Source organism: Thalassotalea atypica (genome assembly GCF_030295975.1).
Classification (GTDB): domain Bacteria; phylum Pseudomonadota; class Gammaproteobacteria; order Enterobacterales; family Alteromonadaceae; genus Thalassotalea_F; species Thalassotalea_F atypica.
In genome coordinates, this window is sequence record NZ_AP027364.1 from 1,488,758 (window position 1) to 1,504,974 (window position 16,217).

Genomic DNA, 16,217 nt, shown 5'->3' on the forward strand with positions numbered 1-16,217 from the left:
TTCATTATCACTATGTTGTTTTAGTTAAAATTATTATGAAAGCCCCACGTAAATGGGTAAAATACATCCTGCAACGAGATAGTTGCATTCTAACCTAGCAAACTTGCCTTGCACAGTGCTAATGCCAATTTGATACCAAAGAGACTTTAATGGCTGAAATTATTCAACACCGAGATATTGTTCCTGAAGCTTGCTTAGGAAAACGATTAGACCAAACTTTAGCGGAAATGTTTCCTGATTATTCACGATCTCGATTAAAAGAGTGGATTTTAGATGGTCACGTTAAAGTAAATGATAGCGTTGTGACCAAAGCGCGTGAAAAAATGTTTGGCGGTGAACAGATTGACATTAATGCGTCAGTAGAAGCTGAAATCAGATTCGAAGCCCAAGATATCCCGTTAAATATTGTGTATGAAGATGACGATATTCTTGTCATTAATAAACCGGCAGATTTAGTGGTTCATCCAGGGGCAGGGAATCCGGATGGTACAGTATTAAATGCTTTGTTAAATCATTGCCCGCAATTAGATGTTGTACCTCGAGCAGGTATAGTGCATCGTCTTGATAAAGACACGACCGGATTAATGGTAGTAGCGAAAACTATTGCGGCGCAAACTAACTTAGTTGAAGCGTTGCAAGCTAGGGAGATCACGCGGGAATATGAAGCAGTTGCTAATGGCATAATGACCGCAGGTGGTATTGTTGATGAGCCAATTGGGCGTCATGCGACAAAAAGAACCCACATGGCAGTAACTTTTTCAGGTCGCCCGTCAGTAACCCATTATCGTGTGATGGAAAAATATCGACTTCATACAAGGTTGCGTTTGCGCCTAGAAACAGGACGTACTCATCAAATACGTGTTCATATGTCGCACATTACTCATCCTTTGGTCGGTGACCCTGTTTATGGAGGTCGTCCTCGACCGCCTAAAAATGCAGCGCCAGAGTTATTAGACTATCTACGTGGATTTAAACGTCAGGCATTACACGCTGCTATGTTAGAGCTTTATCACCCAATTACCGGTGAGCTCATGACATGGCGCGCGGAATTACCGGAAGATTTTGTTAAGTTAGTTAAGTTATTAAAAGAAGATAATAAACTCAATGGGCAACCAGAAATCTAACATTAACTGTGCTATACATTGGGTAAATTGGCCAGTAGATTCTGTGCTGGCCTTTACGACTACTCAGAACAGTCCATTTTCTGCGCAGTCAAAAGAACGCAATTTAGCGTCAACTAGCCCATATGGACAGTTTAATCTCGGGCTGCATGTCAATGATAATGAAATTGAAGTCATTGAGCGTCAAGCAAAGGTTGAAAAAGAATTGCTTCAAGGAAGAAAAATACAATGGCTTGAGCAAGTGCATGGTAACAATGTAGTTCATGTTGAAACCCACCATACGACCCATATTACAGCTGATGCCGCTATTACAAAAAACACCGCTGTTGCGTTAGCTGTGATGACAGCCGATTGTCTCCCGATATTGCTGACCGACAAGAAGGGAAAAGAAATAGCAGCCATTCATGCAGGCTGGCGACCACTTGTTAAAAATATCATCGCTAAGACGGTTAATGAAATGGAGACAAAGCCAGCAGATATTTTGTGTTGGCTAGGTCCTTGTATTGGTCAACAAGCTTTTGAAGTAGGGGTTGAAGTTAAGCAAGCGTTCATAAGTTTAGACAATGAGTTGTCTGAACAGTTTACGCCAACAGTTGAAGGTAAATGCTTTGCAAATCTTCAAGGCATAGCCAAGTATTTACTCGAAAAGCTAGGCGTTGTCCATATATCCTCGCTTGATGAATGCACGTATCAAAACAGAGATAAATATTATTCTTATCGACGAGATAACATCACCGGTAGAATGGCATCGATCATAGCGATACAACCGAGTAAATAGAATAAAATACACCATCAAGCTCTGCTAGGCTACAGAGTAATAATTGTTCAAAATCAAACTTGCACAAGTATAGTGTTGAAAAATCGAAAATAAACCTTATAACTACTACAGAGCAAAACAGTAAGACCAGTAATATGGCAGTAGGAGTATTTTCATGCGTTTAGACCGTTTCACCCAATCATTTCAAGTTGCAATTTCAGATGCCCAATCACTTGCATTGGGCAAAGATCATCAGTTTATAGAGCCTCTACATTTAATGATGTCTTTATTGAATCAACAAGGAGGCAGTGTAAAGACACTTTTCAAAAGTGCAGGTATAAATACTCAGTCATTACGAAGTCAAATTGAAACCGCATTAAAAGGTTTAGCACAAGTTCATGGGGTGGGCGGAGAAGTTCAGCTATCTTCGACATCCGGTAATTTGCTTAATCTTTGTGATAAGTACGCACAAAAGCTAGGCGATAAATATATTTCTTCAGAAGTTTTCGTCCTAGCGGCTTTGGAAGATACTGGTACTTTAGGTCAAATTTTAAAATCTTTAGGTGCCAATGAGCAACGCGTCAAAGATGCAATTAAGCATGTAAGAGGCGGACAATCTGTTGATGAACCTAACGCAGAAGATGTACGTCAAGCCTTAGATAAATATACCATCGATTTAACAGAACGTGCGGAGCAGGGCAAGTTAGATCCCGTAATTGGCCGTGATGATGAAATCAGACGTACTATTCAAGTGCTTCAACGCCGAACAAAAAACAACCCCGTTCTAATTGGCCAACCAGGAGTAGGAAAAACGGCGATTGTCGAAGGGTTAGCGCAACGTATTGTTGATTTAGAAGTGCCGGAAGGGCTAAAGAATAAACAAGTACTTTCTTTGGATATGGGGGCATTAGTGGCAGGTGCTAAATATCGCGGAGAATTCGAGGAGCGTCTGAAGTCCGTTCTTAATGAATTGTCCCAGTTAGAAGGCCAAGTCATTTTATTTATTGATGAATTGCACACCATGGTAGGAGCGGGTAAAACCGATGGCGCCATGGATGCGGGTAATATGTTAAAGCCTGCATTAGCACGCGGAGATTTACACTGTGTTGGCGCAACAACATTGGATGAATACCGCCAATACGTTGAAAAAGATGCTGCATTAGAGCGACGTTTTCAAAAAGTACTTGTTGAAGAGCCGAGCGTTGAAGATACTATTGCTATTTTACGTGGCTTGAAAGAGCGTTACGAGCTACATCATTCGGTCGACATTACCGATCCTGCTATTGTAGCTGCTGCTTCTCTCTCTCATCGTTATATCAGTGATCGTCAGCTACCCGATAAAGCCATTGATCTTATCGATGAAGCTGCATCAAGTATAAGGTTACAAATTGACTCTAAGCCTGAAGATCTAGACCGATTGGAGCGTCGTATCATTCAGCTTAAGCTTGAACAAAAAGCGTTAGAAGATGAGCATGACCAAGCATCAGTTAAACGCTTAGCGGCAATTTCTCATGAAATTGAAATTAACCAAACCAGTTACGATGAACTGGACGAAGTTTGGACGACAGAAAAAGCGGCATTACATGGCACACAAACTATTAAAGGAGACTTGGAGCAAGCAAGGTTAGAGCTTGAAGCAGCTCGAAGAATTGGCGATTTAAATCGTATGTCTGAGCTTCAATACGGGGTTCTTCCGCAACTAGAAAAGCAACTTGATCTTGCCAGCCAAGCTGAAATGCAGGAAATGACCTTATTAAGAAACAAGGTTACAGAAGTTGAAATTGCAGATGTTCTTAGTCGAGCAACAGGCATTCCTGTGGCTAAAATGTTGTCTGAAGAGCGAGAAAAATTGCTAAGAATGGAAGATAGCCTACATAAAAGAGTTATTGGTCAAAGTGAAGCTGTTGTTACGGTTTCAAACGCCATACGTCGCTCTCGTGCTGGCCTGGCTGATCCCAATCAGCCAATAGGTTCATTTTTATTCTTAGGCCCAACTGGAGTCGGTAAAACGGAGCTTACTAAAGCACTAGCCGAGTTTTTATTTGATACAGAGGATGCATTGATCCGCGTTGATATGTCAGAGTTTATGGAGAAGCACTCAGTCGCGCGTCTAGTCGGTGCACCACCTGGCTATGTTGGATACGAAGAAGGGGGCTACCTAACCGAAGCGGTGAGGCGCAAGCCCTACTCAGTAGTACTGTTAGATGAAGTGGAGAAAGCACACCCTGATGTTTTTAATATTTTACTACAAGTGCTTGATGATGGCCGATTAACTGACGGGCAGGGTAGAACAGTAGACTTTAAAAATACGGTTATTGTAATGACCTCAAATTTGGGGTCGGATATCATTCAAGAATTTGGGGATGATAGTCGATATGATGAAATGAAAGCGCGTGTTATGGGAGAGCTTTCCCAACATTTTAAGCCAGAGTTTATCAATCGTGTAGACGACAGTGTTGTATTTCATCCGCTAGTGTCGGAGCAGATTGCTCAAATTGCCTCAATCCATGTTGAGGCGTTAGCAAAACGCCTATTGGAAAAAGAAATTAGCCTGACTATTTCACAAGAAGCCTTGGATAAGATTTCAAAAGCGGGATTTGATCCTTTATTTGGTGCAAGACCTCTTAAAAGGGCGATACAAAATGAAATTGAAAATCCATTAGCTCAAAGGCTGTTAGCTGGGGAGTTTGACAAAGGAGACCAGATTAATATTGAATTGAAAGATGATAACTTGCAATTTAAACATTAAATCGTTTTGGCTCTAAATATAAAAAAGGCAGGAAATCTCCTGCCTTTTTTATTTAATAGTTAGAATTGAGCCAGCTTAATTTCCTTCGCTTGGACAATATAGTTCTACTTGTTTTTTATTGAGTTCAATCTGCGCTTTTTTCTCTTCGTCAGTAAGCAGCTGGTCCTCACCTTTTTCATTTTTAATCACAATACGTGCAAACGAATCGAGCACGCTCAAATTGGTTTTAGATGTTTCACAATTCTGCTTCATTGCGTCAGCATTTAGTTGCGACTTACTATCTATTTCCTGTTCTGTTGATGTATTGGTGTCGTTTGGGTTCGATACAGGAGGTTGATATGATACTTGGACTTTGACTTCGGCATAGTCTTTGTCTGCAGGATGTTCATGACTAAAATGAACAATATTATTATTATCGACCCATCGATATACTGCTTTTTCTTGAGCAAAAAGTGTTGTGCAGCTTAAAAGCGCAATGACCGCTAAAATTTTACTATGCATTTAATATTGCCTTACCAATAGAAACAAACGTCATCAAATCATTCAAAGTTATTACTATTCTTATACTAACAATGTAACAAATACGCAAAGGTTTTATCTATTTGAATACATTTGGATTTACAAAATGCAGATGCGACATTTTTCCGATTGTGATAAATTAGCGCTAATTTTAGTTAAATGGAAAGATATTTTAAATGACAACTAAGCACGGCCAAGACACAAAGCAAGGCAGAGGAATCTATTTGCTTCCTAATTTGCTTACTACTGCTGGCTTATTTTCCGGTTTTTATGCCGTTGTTTCTTCGATGAACGGCCACTTTGAAGCTGCTGCAATTGCAATATTCATCGCGATGATTTTTGATGGCTTAGACGGTAGAGTCGCCAGAATGACCAATACCCAAAGTGCATTCGGCGCTGAGTATGACAGCATGGCTGATATGGTTAGCTTTGGCATTGCGCCGGGACTTGTTGCTTATAACTGGGCTCTTTCAGGAATGGGAAAGTTTGGATGGCTTGCGGCTTTTGTTTTTGTAGCAGGCGCGGCACTTAGATTGGCGAGGTTCAACACGCAAGTTGGCGTAGCGGATAAAAGGTACTTTCAAGGCTTGGCGAGCCCAGCGGCTGCTGGCGTAATTGCTAGTATTGTGTGGGCAGGAACAGAATACCAGATTGTTGGCCAAGACTATGGATTTATCATGGGGATTATCACCATTGTTTCAGGTTTATTGATGGTCAGTAATTTTAGATACAACAGCTTTAAAGATGTCGACTGGAAAGGTAAAGTTAACTTTGTGGTTGTTTTATTGATCGTCTTAGTTTTTGTTGTCGTTGCATCTAGCCCAGCAGAGTTATTAATGGCCGTGTTTGTACTTTATGCTTGTTCTGGCCCTGTTACAACGATTCGCTCAGTTAAAGAGTTAAAGCTTGAACATGTAGTTGGCGATGATAACGCGCATGATGCAGAATTTAAGCAGGACGAAGCCGAAGCAAAGTTAAATGATGTTGACACTTCTTTAGAAGAAGTAGATATCGATAATACTAAAGAGGCTTTATCGGCCGAAGATAAAGTTGAAAAGTAATTACTACTAATTATAAGTAATTGACTAATTAAAAAAGCCAGCAAAATGCTGGCTTTTTATTGTCTATAATTTTCTGGTTATTAGTGAATTAGGCTTTTCGACGCAACCTAAGTGAAAGTAAACCCGTTAGCAATAATACAATTGCAGCTGGCTCTGGAACGACTTGTGCTCCCCCTAGGCTGATCTCAGTCGAGAAAAATACTGGCCCAGTGCTATCAAAAATATCCACGAAATTCGCGCCCGGAGCAAAGTTATCGTAAATTAATTGATAGTTCCAGAAATCAAAGCCTATTTCTTGTACATCAAAGAATAAGAACTCAATCCCTGCATATATATTGTTCGTATCGATTACAGCTTCAAAGCCAAAAACATCAAGATCAGATATACCAAATAAAGTTAAATCAGCAAATTCCGAAACTGATACTAAGCCGTTTCCTAAGTCAGCATCATCAATTTGTATTGAAATTGAGCCAAGCGTAAAACCTGCATCATCTACGTTAATATCTTGAGTAATCAATACTGCGTTGGCAGTTGTAGCGAAAGTCATCGCTAAAAGCAATACAGCTTGTGAAAGTAATTTTTTTAACATATTACACCTATTATTTCTTATTTTTGGGCTCCCTAATACCTCATAGGGAGCCAATTTAAAAACGAATTATTCTTCTACTACGATTTCTACAACGCTAGTACCTTGCGCTTCTGCTTCATCATCGAAGAAAGTAATGCCACCCATGTAAACACCTGGTGTTAAACTACGGTCCATAATAGACACCCAGTTATAGCGCCCTTCAATAGCACGTCGGCTAGAAACAACGCGAGTAGTACTCGCTGCTGAATCGGCTATCCAACCAAGCATGGTGTATTCTGTTGATTGCTCTTCTACAGGAAGTTCACCATCTGCGGCAACATCCCAACCATGAACGGCTACAAGGTAAACATCTCCTACACTGACATCTGCACGAGGCTCAGGATTCACTAAAACTACATCTTCATTAGAGCCACCGTTAAATGATGCGCCTACACGTGTACATAACCAGTTATCACAGCGATAAACATACAAGTCTAAATCCGCACCTTCGTTTGCGACTAAACCGTTTAGTAAAGAAAAACGTGCGACTTGAGTGCCTTCGAATAAGTGGAATAAACTGTAATTGTCATCCTGCAAATCGTCAGGGAATGTAAATGTTTGGTCTGGATCTTGTGTTACAACACCAGCTGCGCCAAATGGTGCAACAAGGCCGGCATGCTCAATAGAGGTTGTTCCTGAGTAAAGCATTTGTACGGGGAAGCTAAAGCGACCACGTGACATTGTGCCTGAAAGTTCATCTGGAACATCAATTCTTACCGTAGGAGCAACTTTAATTGATATAGGGCTACGAACTACGTGTCCTGCACCATCAGTCCAAGTGATTGAACCAAATTTCCATTCGTTAACAACAGCATTCTCATTTGAAGTAAAAGTTAATGCAAAACTTGCAGTACCAGCAGCATCAATCGACAATACATTATCTGCAATAGGGTTGCCTTCTGCATCAAAAGTCGCTAGTACTACGTCAACGCCTTCTGGCGCTTCAATAGTTGCAGTATAAACAGCTGCACTGTCGGTAGCGTTTGTCACAGTTCTTGATATTGTTTCAGGAGTTAGTAGCTCAGCAATACCAATTGATGGTAAGTTCAACTGGCTTGGCTCTGTACTAAAGCCGGATCCTGCTAAAGTATCACAATCAGTTTCTGTTGCATTTACAAAGTCGTTTTCGCCAATACCACATAAGAAGGCTAAATAGTCAGCATAGTTACTATCAAATAGTAAGCCTGGGTCCATAGCATTTACTGGTGAGGCATGACCCGCACCAAAATCAAATGGGTCAGCTGGTGTTGAACCATCTTCTTTAGTTAAGTCTTGACGAGCTGTAGTCATTAGAGCTGACTTAATCTGAGCTGGTGACCAAGCCGGGTTAGATTCTTTAAACAATGCCGCCATACCCGCTATGTGTGGGCTAGACATTGAAGTACCTTGCAAGTAAGCAAATGTATTTCCTTGGCTACCAAACATTGGTGTATTGGTTGTTGCAGCTAAAATTTTAACACCAGGAGCCGTGATATCAGGCTTGATAATGTCGTAGCTAGCAGTGTTAGGACCACGTGACGAGAATGCCGCCATGATATTCCCAATTTCTGTGAAATCGTCTGTAGAGTCAACGTCAGTAAAAGTGACATTTGTAGTTCCGTTGCTAATGCTCGTTAACAACGCTTGACCATCGTTAAACGAAATCATTGAACCTGGAACATTTACTGCGGGATCTGCACCTCCACCTGCAAATGGTGAAGTACCGTCATAGGTGTATATTAATACACCAATAGCACCAGCATCTTGAGCGTTGACAAATTTCTCGGTAAAGCTACATGAACCACGTGCAATCAGTGCAATGTTTCCTGAAAGACTACCTTGCCCAGCAATAGGGTTAGTTCCGTCAGCAGCATCACAAGCTTCACTGTCTTCTGTTGCTATTACGTCACCTGTCAGTCCATCTGCAGCGGGTGCAAATGAGGTTGGAATAGCAAGAACCGATGTACCAGCATCTGTGCCAGCATTGATACTAAGTTCTTTACCAATTACTTTTGAGCTTCCATCATATGTTGACGCAGCAACACTTGTAACCCATGGAGCAGGTGTTCCGACAGTTTCTGCTGTAGGACCGCTGTTGCCAGCAGATACAGAAACAAATACGCCTGCTTGTGTAGCTCTTAGTTTAGCTGCAGCTGCAGCAGTGACTAAGCTTGTTCTACTACCGCCAATTGAGTAGTTAATAACGTCTACGCCATCAACAACGGCTTGGTCAATAGCTGCCATGCTATCGCCATAAAAACAACCCGCTTCATCATCGCCGTTCTCATTTTGATAGTCACTGTTCCAACATACTTTGTACATTGCAACACGTGCACGTGGAGCAATACCTGAAACAGTACCAGCATCTAAACCTGATAATTCCGCGGCAACGCCTTCGTTACCACCGGCAGTACTTGCGGTATGAGAGCCGTGACCATCAGCGTCACGAGGTGATATAAACTCACCTAATCCTGTTTGAATCTCATAGCTCGCTTCAAAAGCGTCTTTGTAATAGCGAGCACCGATTAATTTGTTATTACAGTTGAAAGAGCCTGCTTCAGCTTCTTCACCTGCGTCACAGCTACCATTCCAACCTATGCTGGCTGGATCGGTGTATGAACCGTCGTCAGCAAAACTTGGGTGTTCAGGTACGATACCAGTGTCTAAAACACCAATAATTACGTCTTCACCCTTAATATCCATTGAATGCTGACCACCTGGGCCAGTTAACCCTAAAAATGCAGGGGTATTGGATGTGTTAACTTTCTGTAGAGAATCTTCATAAACTGCAACAACATCAGGGTGGGCTTCTAATTGCGTACGTTGCTTCTCAGTTAATTTTGCAGAGAAACCGTTAAATGTATGCTTATACGAGTGAATTATATTAATAGAGCCCGTTTCTCCTGCAACTGCAGCTTGTTTTTTTTCTAATGCAGCAGCATAAGCTTGCATTGCAGGGGTTGTTGCATTGTAATTATTTTTGCCAATACCTACTAATTGGTTGCTTGGTAATAACTCGCCAATATCTTGAGCTTCTGCAATAGCTGGTTGGCCTTTCATTTGAACGATATAAAGACCTGTACCTTTTTTAACACCAGCACTATTTCCTGCTGCCCTAAATTTACTTATGTCTGCAGTAACTTCATTTGCAAAGGCACTACTAGTAGATGCCAAAGCAAGTGTTATCATACTCCCGACAATGGATTTCTTTAATTGCATTGTTCTCTCCGTTTTTTTGTTATATTTCCGCTGCCAATTACCTAATGTTCGATCTATGTCGAGTTTTAGTAACCACAATTTGCGAACGATGTAACAATGCAATAACAATACCTAAATTCAAAAGTCCTTTAATTATAAAGGATTCAGAGGTTGTTCAAGGCACTTGTTAATTATTTGTAAAAAATTTTAACGGTATTTTAACGGAAAAATTCTTGCTTTGAGTTCGTGTAAATCCGTATCGAAACGTACTCTACGATATTATATTCTGTATTTTATGCCTATATTGTATAATATTTTGTTTTGCAAAGGATATCGTTTGCATGGCGTCATTTGTTCAGTCTCATGATCTTTTCACAAATTGATTGATGTGACTTGTTTGTGAATTCTGTGTTAATGTTTTGTAAAGAAAGCTGTCACTTCATTTAATTCCTTGCCATACATTTATATTTCTCATTCGTAGAAAGCTTAATGAAGAGGGCGACTGTTAAGAGTTATAAAGTCTATTTTATGTTCTGGCATCTATATAGTGACTACCTCTAAATTGATTAAAACACCTTAAATTCGGTATTACAGAAGTGCTTTGTTTAATAAATAAGCGAACAGTGCATTAATTTAAAATAAAGCTTGATCCTTTCCCAGAAATCCCTAAAATGCGCTCCACTTCTTCGGGACAAGCCCAAGAGGTTGGTTTCAAACTTTGGAATGTTTAACTAAACGAAAGTTAAGATAAACGCTTCAAAAAATAAGTTTTAAAAACTTGTTGACATTGAAATCAGGAAGCGTAAAATGCGCATCCGCTTCAACGAGCCATCAGCCTCACGGTTGAATAGCCAGAAGCAAGAAGTTAAACGAATGCGATTTAACTTTTAATGTCTCATCGAGGCATTGTTCTTTAACAATTAGTTATCATGCAATTTGTGTGAGCACTCACATTAGTGTTGATTTTACATAGTCCTTCGGGACAAAAAAAACAGCTTAATGATGAAGTTCACGCAAAACTACTTATGACCTTCGGGTTATAAGAACATATGTTTTAAATGTACAGAATTCATTGAGCCGCATCTTATGATGCACAAACGATTTTAATTGAAGAGTTTGATCATGGCTCAGATTGAACGCTGGCGGCAGGCTTAACACATGCAAGTCGAGCGGAAACGAAAAGTAGCTTGCTACTTTGGCGTCGAGCGGCGGACGGGTGAGTAATGCTTGGGAATATGCCTTATGGTGGGGGACAACAGTTGGAAACGACTGCTAATACCGCATAATGTCTACGGACCAAAGGGGGGGATCTTCGGACCTCTCGCCATTTGATTAGCCCAAGTGAGATTAGCTAGTTGGTAAGGTAAAGGCTTACCAAGGCGACGATCTCTAGCTGGTTTGAGAGGATGATCAGCCACACTGGGACTGAGACACGGCCCAGACTCCTACGGGAGGCAGCAGTGGGGAATATTGCACAATGGGCGAAAGCCTGATGCAGCCATGCCGCGTGTGTGAAGAAGGCCTTCGGGTTGTAAAGCACTTTCAGTCGTGAGGAAAGGTGCTAGTTTAATAAACTAGTACTGTGACGTTAGCGACAGAAGAAGCACCGGCTAACTCCGTGCCAGCAGCCGCGGTAATACGGAGGGTGCGAGCGTTAATCGGAATTACTGGGCGTAAAGCGTGCGTAGGCGGTTTGTTAAGCAAGATGTGAAAGCCCAGGGCTCAACCTTGGAACTGCATTTTGAACTGGCAAACTAGAGTATTGTAGAGGGTGGTGGAATTTCCAGTGTAGCGGTGAAATGCGTAGAGATTGGAAGGAACATCAGTGGCGAAGGCGGCCACCTGGACAAATACTGACGCTGAGGTACGAAAGCGTGGGGAGCGAACAGGATTAGATACCCTGGTAGTCCACGCCGTAAACGATGTCAACTAGCTGTCTGTAGACTTGATCTGTGGGTAGCGTAGCTAACGCGCTAAGTTGACCGCCTGGGGAGTACGGCCGCAAGGTTAAAACTCAAATGAATTGACGGGGGCCCGCACAAGCGGTGGAGCATGTGGTTTAATTCGATGCAACGCGAAGAACCTTACCATCCCTTGACATCCAGAGAATTTACTAGAGATAGTTTAGTGCCTTCGGGAACTCTGAGACAGGTGCTGCATGGCTGTCGTCAGCTCGTGTTGTGAAATGTTGGGTTAAGTCCCGCAACGAGCGCAACCCCTATCCTTATTTGCCAGCGAGTTATGTCGGGAACTTTAAGGAGACTGCCGGTGATAAACCGGAGGAAGGTGGGGACGACGTCAAGTCATCATGGCCCTTACGGGATGGGCTACACACGTGCTACAATGGCGTATACAAAGGGCAGCAAGACCGCGAGGTGGAGCGAATCCCATAAAGTACGTCGTAGTCCGGATCGGAGTCTGCAACTCGACTCCGTGAAGTCGGAATCGCTAGTAATCGTAGATCAGAATGCTACGGTGAATACGTTCCCGGGCCTTGTACACACCGCCCGTCACACCATGGGAGTGGGTTGCAAAAGAAGTAGCTAGTCTAACCTTCGGGAGGACGGTTACCACTTTGTGATTCATGACTGGGGTGAAGTCGTAACAAGGTAACCCTAGGGGAACCTGGGGTTGGATCACCTCCTTATCTTGAAGTAAAACGCCTGATGGAAGCCTTCGGGTTTCATGAGTGTTCACACAAATTGCACTGATAACAAATTAGAAGAAGAAAAGTAAAACCCTAGCATAATAAGGGGCTATAGCTCAGCTGGGAGAGCGCCTGCCTTGCACGCAGGAGGTCAGCAGTTCGATCCTGCTTAGCTCCACCACTTATTGTGTAGTACTTAGGTACTTATGCAGGTCTGTAGCTCAGCTGGTTAGAGCGCACCCCTGATAAGGGTGAGGTCGGCAGTTCAAGTCTGCCCAGACCTACCAATCTTCTTCACAAAGAATTAAATGACCAAATTTAAGCTATCTTTTTTAAGATGATTTAAATTTGGTTTTTTAAACCACGAATTAGCCGAATGCGCGCTAGTTTGAAGCTCTTTAACAATCTGGAAAGCTGATATAAATACCCGGTGTTTATATGGTGTTGAACGTGTCGCGCGTTTCAATACATCAACATATAGATACCAACAGCGAGTGAGATAACCTTATCGTTTATCGAACAAGCTGATTAACTTCTCCTCCTCGGAGAATGTTAATAAAAAATCTAAATCAAGTAACTCATCTACATCGAAAGATGTGAGAGTACGTGAAAATGTCAGGCTGTACGATTAGTTCGGATTAGTCTCCGAACATTCTAAGACTACTTAGGGTTGTATGGTTAAGTGACTAAGCGTATGTGGTGGATGCCTTGGCAGTTAGAGGCGATGAAAGACGTGTTAATCTGCGATAAGCTGAGTTGAGGTGATAAAAACCGTTATAGACTCAGATTTCTGAATGGGGAAACCCAGTGTCATAAGACACTATCACTTAGTGAATACATAGCTAAGTGAGGCGAACCGGGAGAACTGAAACATCTAAGTACCCCGAGGAAAAGAAATCAACCGAGATTTCCTTAGTAGCGGCGAGCGAACGGGAATTAGCCCTTAAGTGGTTTGTAAGTTAGTGGAATAAGCTGGAAAGCTTAGCGATACAGGGTGATAGCCCCGTACACGAAAACAAACTTACCATGAAATCGAGTAGGTCGGCACACGTGAAATGTTGACTGAATATGGGGGGACCATCCTCCAAGGCTAAATACTCCTAACTGACCGATAGTGAACCAGTACCGTGAGGGAAAGGCGAAAAGAACCCCTGTGAGGGGAGTGAAATAGAACCTGAAACCGCATACGTACAAGCAGTGGAAGCCTTCGGGTGACTGCGTACCTTTTGTATAATGGGTCAGCGACTTATTTTTTGTAGCAAGGTTAACCGATTAGGGGAGCCGTAGCGAAAGCGAGTGTTAACTGCGCGTTTAGTTGCAAGGAATAGACCCGAAACCCGGCGATCTACCCATGGGCAGGTTGAAGGTTGAGTAACATCAACTGGAGGACCGAACACACGTATGTTGAAAAATGCGGTGATGACTTGTGGGTCGGAGTGAAAGGCTAATCAAGCCGGGAGATAGCTGGTTCTCCCCGAAATCTATTTAGGTAGAGCCTCGGACGAACACCATCGGGGGTAGAGCACTGTTAAGGCTAGGGGGTCATCCCGACTTACCAACCCTTTGCAAACTCCGAATACCGATGAGTGATATCCGGGAGACACACGGCGGGTGCTAACGTCCGTCGTGAAGAGGGAAACAACCCAGACCGCCAGCTAAGGTCCCAAAGTCATAGTTAAGTGGGAAACGATGTGGAAAGGCCCAGACAGCTAGGAGGTTGGCTTAGAAGCAGCCATCCTTTAAAGAAAGCGTAATAGCTCACTAGTCGAGTCGGTCTGCGCGGAAGATGTAACGGGGCTAAACTATGCACCGAAGCTGCGGATTTAACTTTTAAGTTAAGTGGTAGGGGAGCGTTCTGTAAGCCGTTGAAGGTGAACTGAGAGGTTTGCTGGAGGTATCAGAAGTGCGAATGCTGACATGAGTAACGATAAGGGGAGTGAAAAACTCCCCCGCCGAAAGACCAAGGTTTCCTGTCCCATGTTAATCAGGGCAGGGTAAGTCGGCCCCTAAGGCGAGGCGGAAACGCGTAGTCGATGGGAAACAGATTAATATTTCTGTACTTCTATATATTGCGAAGGAGGGACGGAGTAGGCTAGGTGAGCACGGCGTTGGTAGTCCGTGTGAAAGTATGTAGGCTGAAGACTTAGGTAAATCCGGGTCTTCTTAAGGCTGAGATACGAGACGAGAACCCAAGGGTTTGAAGTCATTGATGCCATGCTTCCAGGAAAAGCTTCTAAGCTTCAGATATATAGGAACCGTACCCCAAACCGACACAGGTGGTTAGGTAGAGAATACTAAGGCGCTTGAGAGAACTCGGGTGAAGGAACTAGGCAAAATAGTACCGTAACTTCGGGAGAAGGTACGCTCTCTAGTGTGAATCCCTTGCGGAGTAAGCACAGGAGAGTCGAAGTAACCAGGTGGCTGGAACTGTTTATTAAAAACACAGCACTGTGCAAAATCGAAAGATGACGTATACGGTGTGACGCCTGCCCGGTGCCGGAAGGTTAATTGATTGGGTTAGCTCTGCGAAGCTCATGATCGAAGCCCCGGTAAACGGCGGCCGTAACTATAACGGTCCTAAGGTAGCGAAATTCCTTGTCGGGTAAGTTCCGACCTGCACGAATGGCGTAATCATGGCCACACTGTCTCCACCCGAGACTCAGTGAAATTGAATTTGCGGTTAAGATGCCGTATACCCGCGGCTAGACGGAAAGACCCCGTGAACCTTTACTATAGCTTGACAGTGAACATTGCTCCTACATGTGTAGGATAGGTGGGAGGCTTTGAAACCGCGTCGCTAGATGTGGTGGAGCCAATCTTGAAATACCACCCTTGTATGCGTGATGTTCTAACCTAGGGCCCTAATCGGGCTTGGGGACACTGTCTGGTGGGTAGTTTGACTGGGGCGGTCTCCTCCTAAAGAGTAACGGAGGAGCACGAAGGTTGGCTAAGTACGGTCGGACATCGTACGGTTAGTGCAATGGCATAAGCCAGCTTAACTGCGAGACAGACACGTCGAGCAGGTGCGAAAGCAGGTCATAGTGATCCGGTGGTTCTGTATGGAAGGGCCATCGCTCAACGGATAAAAGGTACTCCGGGGATAACAGGCTGATACCGCCCAAGAGTTCATATCGACGGCGGTGTTTGGCACCTCGATGTCGGCTCATCACATCCTGGGGCTGAAGTCGGTCCCAAGGGTATGGCTGTTCGCCATTTAAAGTGGTACGCGAGCTGGGTTTAGAACGTCGTGAGACAGTTCGGTCCCTATCTGCCGTGGGCGTTTGAGAATTGAAGAGGGCTGCTCCTAGTACGAGAGGACCGGAGTGGACGAACCTCTGGTGTTCGGGTTGTCATGCCAATGGCATTGCCCGGTAGCTACGTTCGGAACTGATAACCGCTGAAAGCATCTAAGCGGGAAGCAGGCTTTGAGATGAGTTCTCACTGGGACTTTAAGTCCCCTAAAGGGTCGTTGGAGACTACAACGTTGATAGGTCAGGTGTGTAAGGGTTGTGAGGCCTTGAGCTAACTGATACTAATTGCCCGTGAGGCTTAACCATA

At 43.3% G+C, this 16,217-nt stretch carries 7 protein-coding genes, 2 tRNA genes and 2 rRNA genes; 8 read left to right on the top strand and 3 right to left on the bottom strand.

Annotated elements, in window-relative coordinates:
• Positions 1-149 precede the first annotated feature (149 nt).
• The 3 genes from rluD to clpB all read left to right on the top strand — a co-directional run bounded on the left by rluD (position 150) and on the right by clpB (position 4,627).
• Entirely contained in the window at positions 150-1,124 is a 975-nt protein-coding gene (gene rluD, locus QUE03_RS06915; RefSeq protein WP_286266500.1) for a 23S rRNA pseudouridine(1911/1915/1917) synthase RluD, read from the top strand.
• Positions 1,105-1,899, top strand: a complete 795-nt coding sequence (gene pgeF / locus QUE03_RS06920) for a peptidoglycan editing factor PgeF (RefSeq protein ID WP_286266502.1) — start codon at positions 1,105-1,107, stop codon at positions 1,897-1,899. The genes rluD and pgeF overlap by 20 nt, the downstream gene beginning before the upstream one ends.
• A 154-nt stretch (positions 1,900-2,053) precedes the next feature.
• On the top strand, positions 2,054-4,627 hold the full coding sequence (gene clpB / locus QUE03_RS06925; RefSeq protein ID WP_286266503.1) for an ATP-dependent chaperone ClpB: 2,574 nt from the start codon (positions 2,054-2,056) through the stop codon (positions 4,625-4,627).
• A 75-nt stretch (positions 4,628-4,702) separates the two neighbouring features.
• Here clpB and QUE03_RS06930 read toward each other — a convergent pair whose 3' ends face one another.
• A complete protein-coding gene (locus QUE03_RS06930) occupies positions 4,703-5,128 on the bottom strand; it encodes a DUF4124 domain-containing protein (protein ID WP_286266505.1) in 426 nt (141 codons plus the stop codon).
• A gap of 194 nt (positions 5,129-5,322) precedes the next feature.
• Between QUE03_RS06930 and pssA the strand changes: the two genes are divergently transcribed.
• Positions 5,323-6,207 carry a CDP-diacylglycerol--serine O-phosphatidyltransferase gene (pssA, locus tag QUE03_RS06935; protein WP_286266507.1) on the top strand — a complete coding sequence of 295 codons (885 nt, stop codon included), beginning with the start codon at positions 5,323-5,325 and terminating at the stop codon, positions 6,205-6,207.
• Between the two features lie 88 nt (positions 6,208-6,295).
• Here the strand turns inward: pssA and QUE03_RS06940 are convergent, their stop codons facing one another.
• Together QUE03_RS06940 and QUE03_RS06945 are read right to left on the bottom strand one after the other, a co-directional pair.
• Positions 6,296-6,796, bottom strand: coding sequence for a PEP-CTERM sorting domain-containing protein (locus QUE03_RS06940; RefSeq protein WP_286266510.1), 501 nt, complete (start codon positions 6,794-6,796; stop codon positions 6,296-6,298).
• A 66-nt stretch (positions 6,797-6,862) separates the two neighbouring features.
• Positions 6,863-10,033, bottom strand: a complete 3,171-nt coding sequence (locus QUE03_RS06945; RefSeq protein ID WP_286266512.1) for a S8 family serine peptidase — start codon at positions 10,031-10,033, stop codon at positions 6,863-6,865.
• Positions 10,034-11,116: 1,083 nt separating this feature from the next.
• On the opposite strand from QUE03_RS06945, the gene QUE03_RS06950 reads away from it, so the two are divergent.
• The 4 genes from QUE03_RS06950 (at position 11,117) to QUE03_RS06965 (ending at position 16,216) form a co-directional block, all read left to right on the top strand.
• Positions 11,117-12,659: ribosomal RNA gene (locus QUE03_RS06950) — 16S ribosomal RNA — on the top strand.
• A 105-nt stretch (positions 12,660-12,764) separates the two neighbouring features.
• Positions 12,765-12,840 (top strand) — tRNA-Ala (locus QUE03_RS06955).
• A gap of 29 nt (positions 12,841-12,869) precedes the next feature.
• A tRNA-Ile gene (locus QUE03_RS06960) sits at positions 12,870-12,946 on the top strand.
• A 389-nt stretch (positions 12,947-13,335) separates the two neighbouring features.
• A 23S ribosomal RNA gene (locus tag QUE03_RS06965) occupies positions 13,336-16,216 on the top strand.
• Together the 16S and 23S rRNA genes with 2 tRNA genes alongside form the textbook arrangement of a ribosomal RNA operon.
• Position 16,217: the final 1 nt, after the last annotated feature.

What these genes read in the sequence shown, in the direction of transcription:
- pssA (WP_286266507.1), top strand. Translation starts at nt 5,323, where the DNA reads ATGACAACTAAGCACGGCCAAGACACAAAGCAAGGCAGAGGAATCTAT.
- QUE03_RS06940 (WP_286266510.1), bottom strand. Translation starts at nt 6,796, where the DNA reads ATGTTAAAAAAATTACTTTCACAAGCTGTATTGCTTTTAGCGATGACT.
- QUE03_RS06945 (WP_286266512.1), bottom strand. Translation starts at nt 10,033, where the DNA reads ATGCAATTAAAGAAATCCATTGTCGGGAGTATGATAACACTTGCTTTG.
- clpB (WP_286266503.1), top strand. Translation starts at nt 2,054, where the DNA reads ATGCGTTTAGACCGTTTCACCCAATCATTTCAAGTTGCAATTTCAGAT.
- rluD (WP_286266500.1), top strand. Translation starts at nt 150, where the DNA reads ATGGCTGAAATTATTCAACACCGAGATATTGTTCCTGAAGCTTGCTTA.
- QUE03_RS06930 (WP_286266505.1), bottom strand. Translation starts at nt 5,128, where the DNA reads ATGCATAGTAAAATTTTAGCGGTCATTGCGCTTTTAAGCTGCACAACA.
- pgeF (WP_286266502.1), top strand. Translation starts at nt 1,105, where the DNA reads ATGGGCAACCAGAAATCTAACATTAACTGTGCTATACATTGGGTAAAT.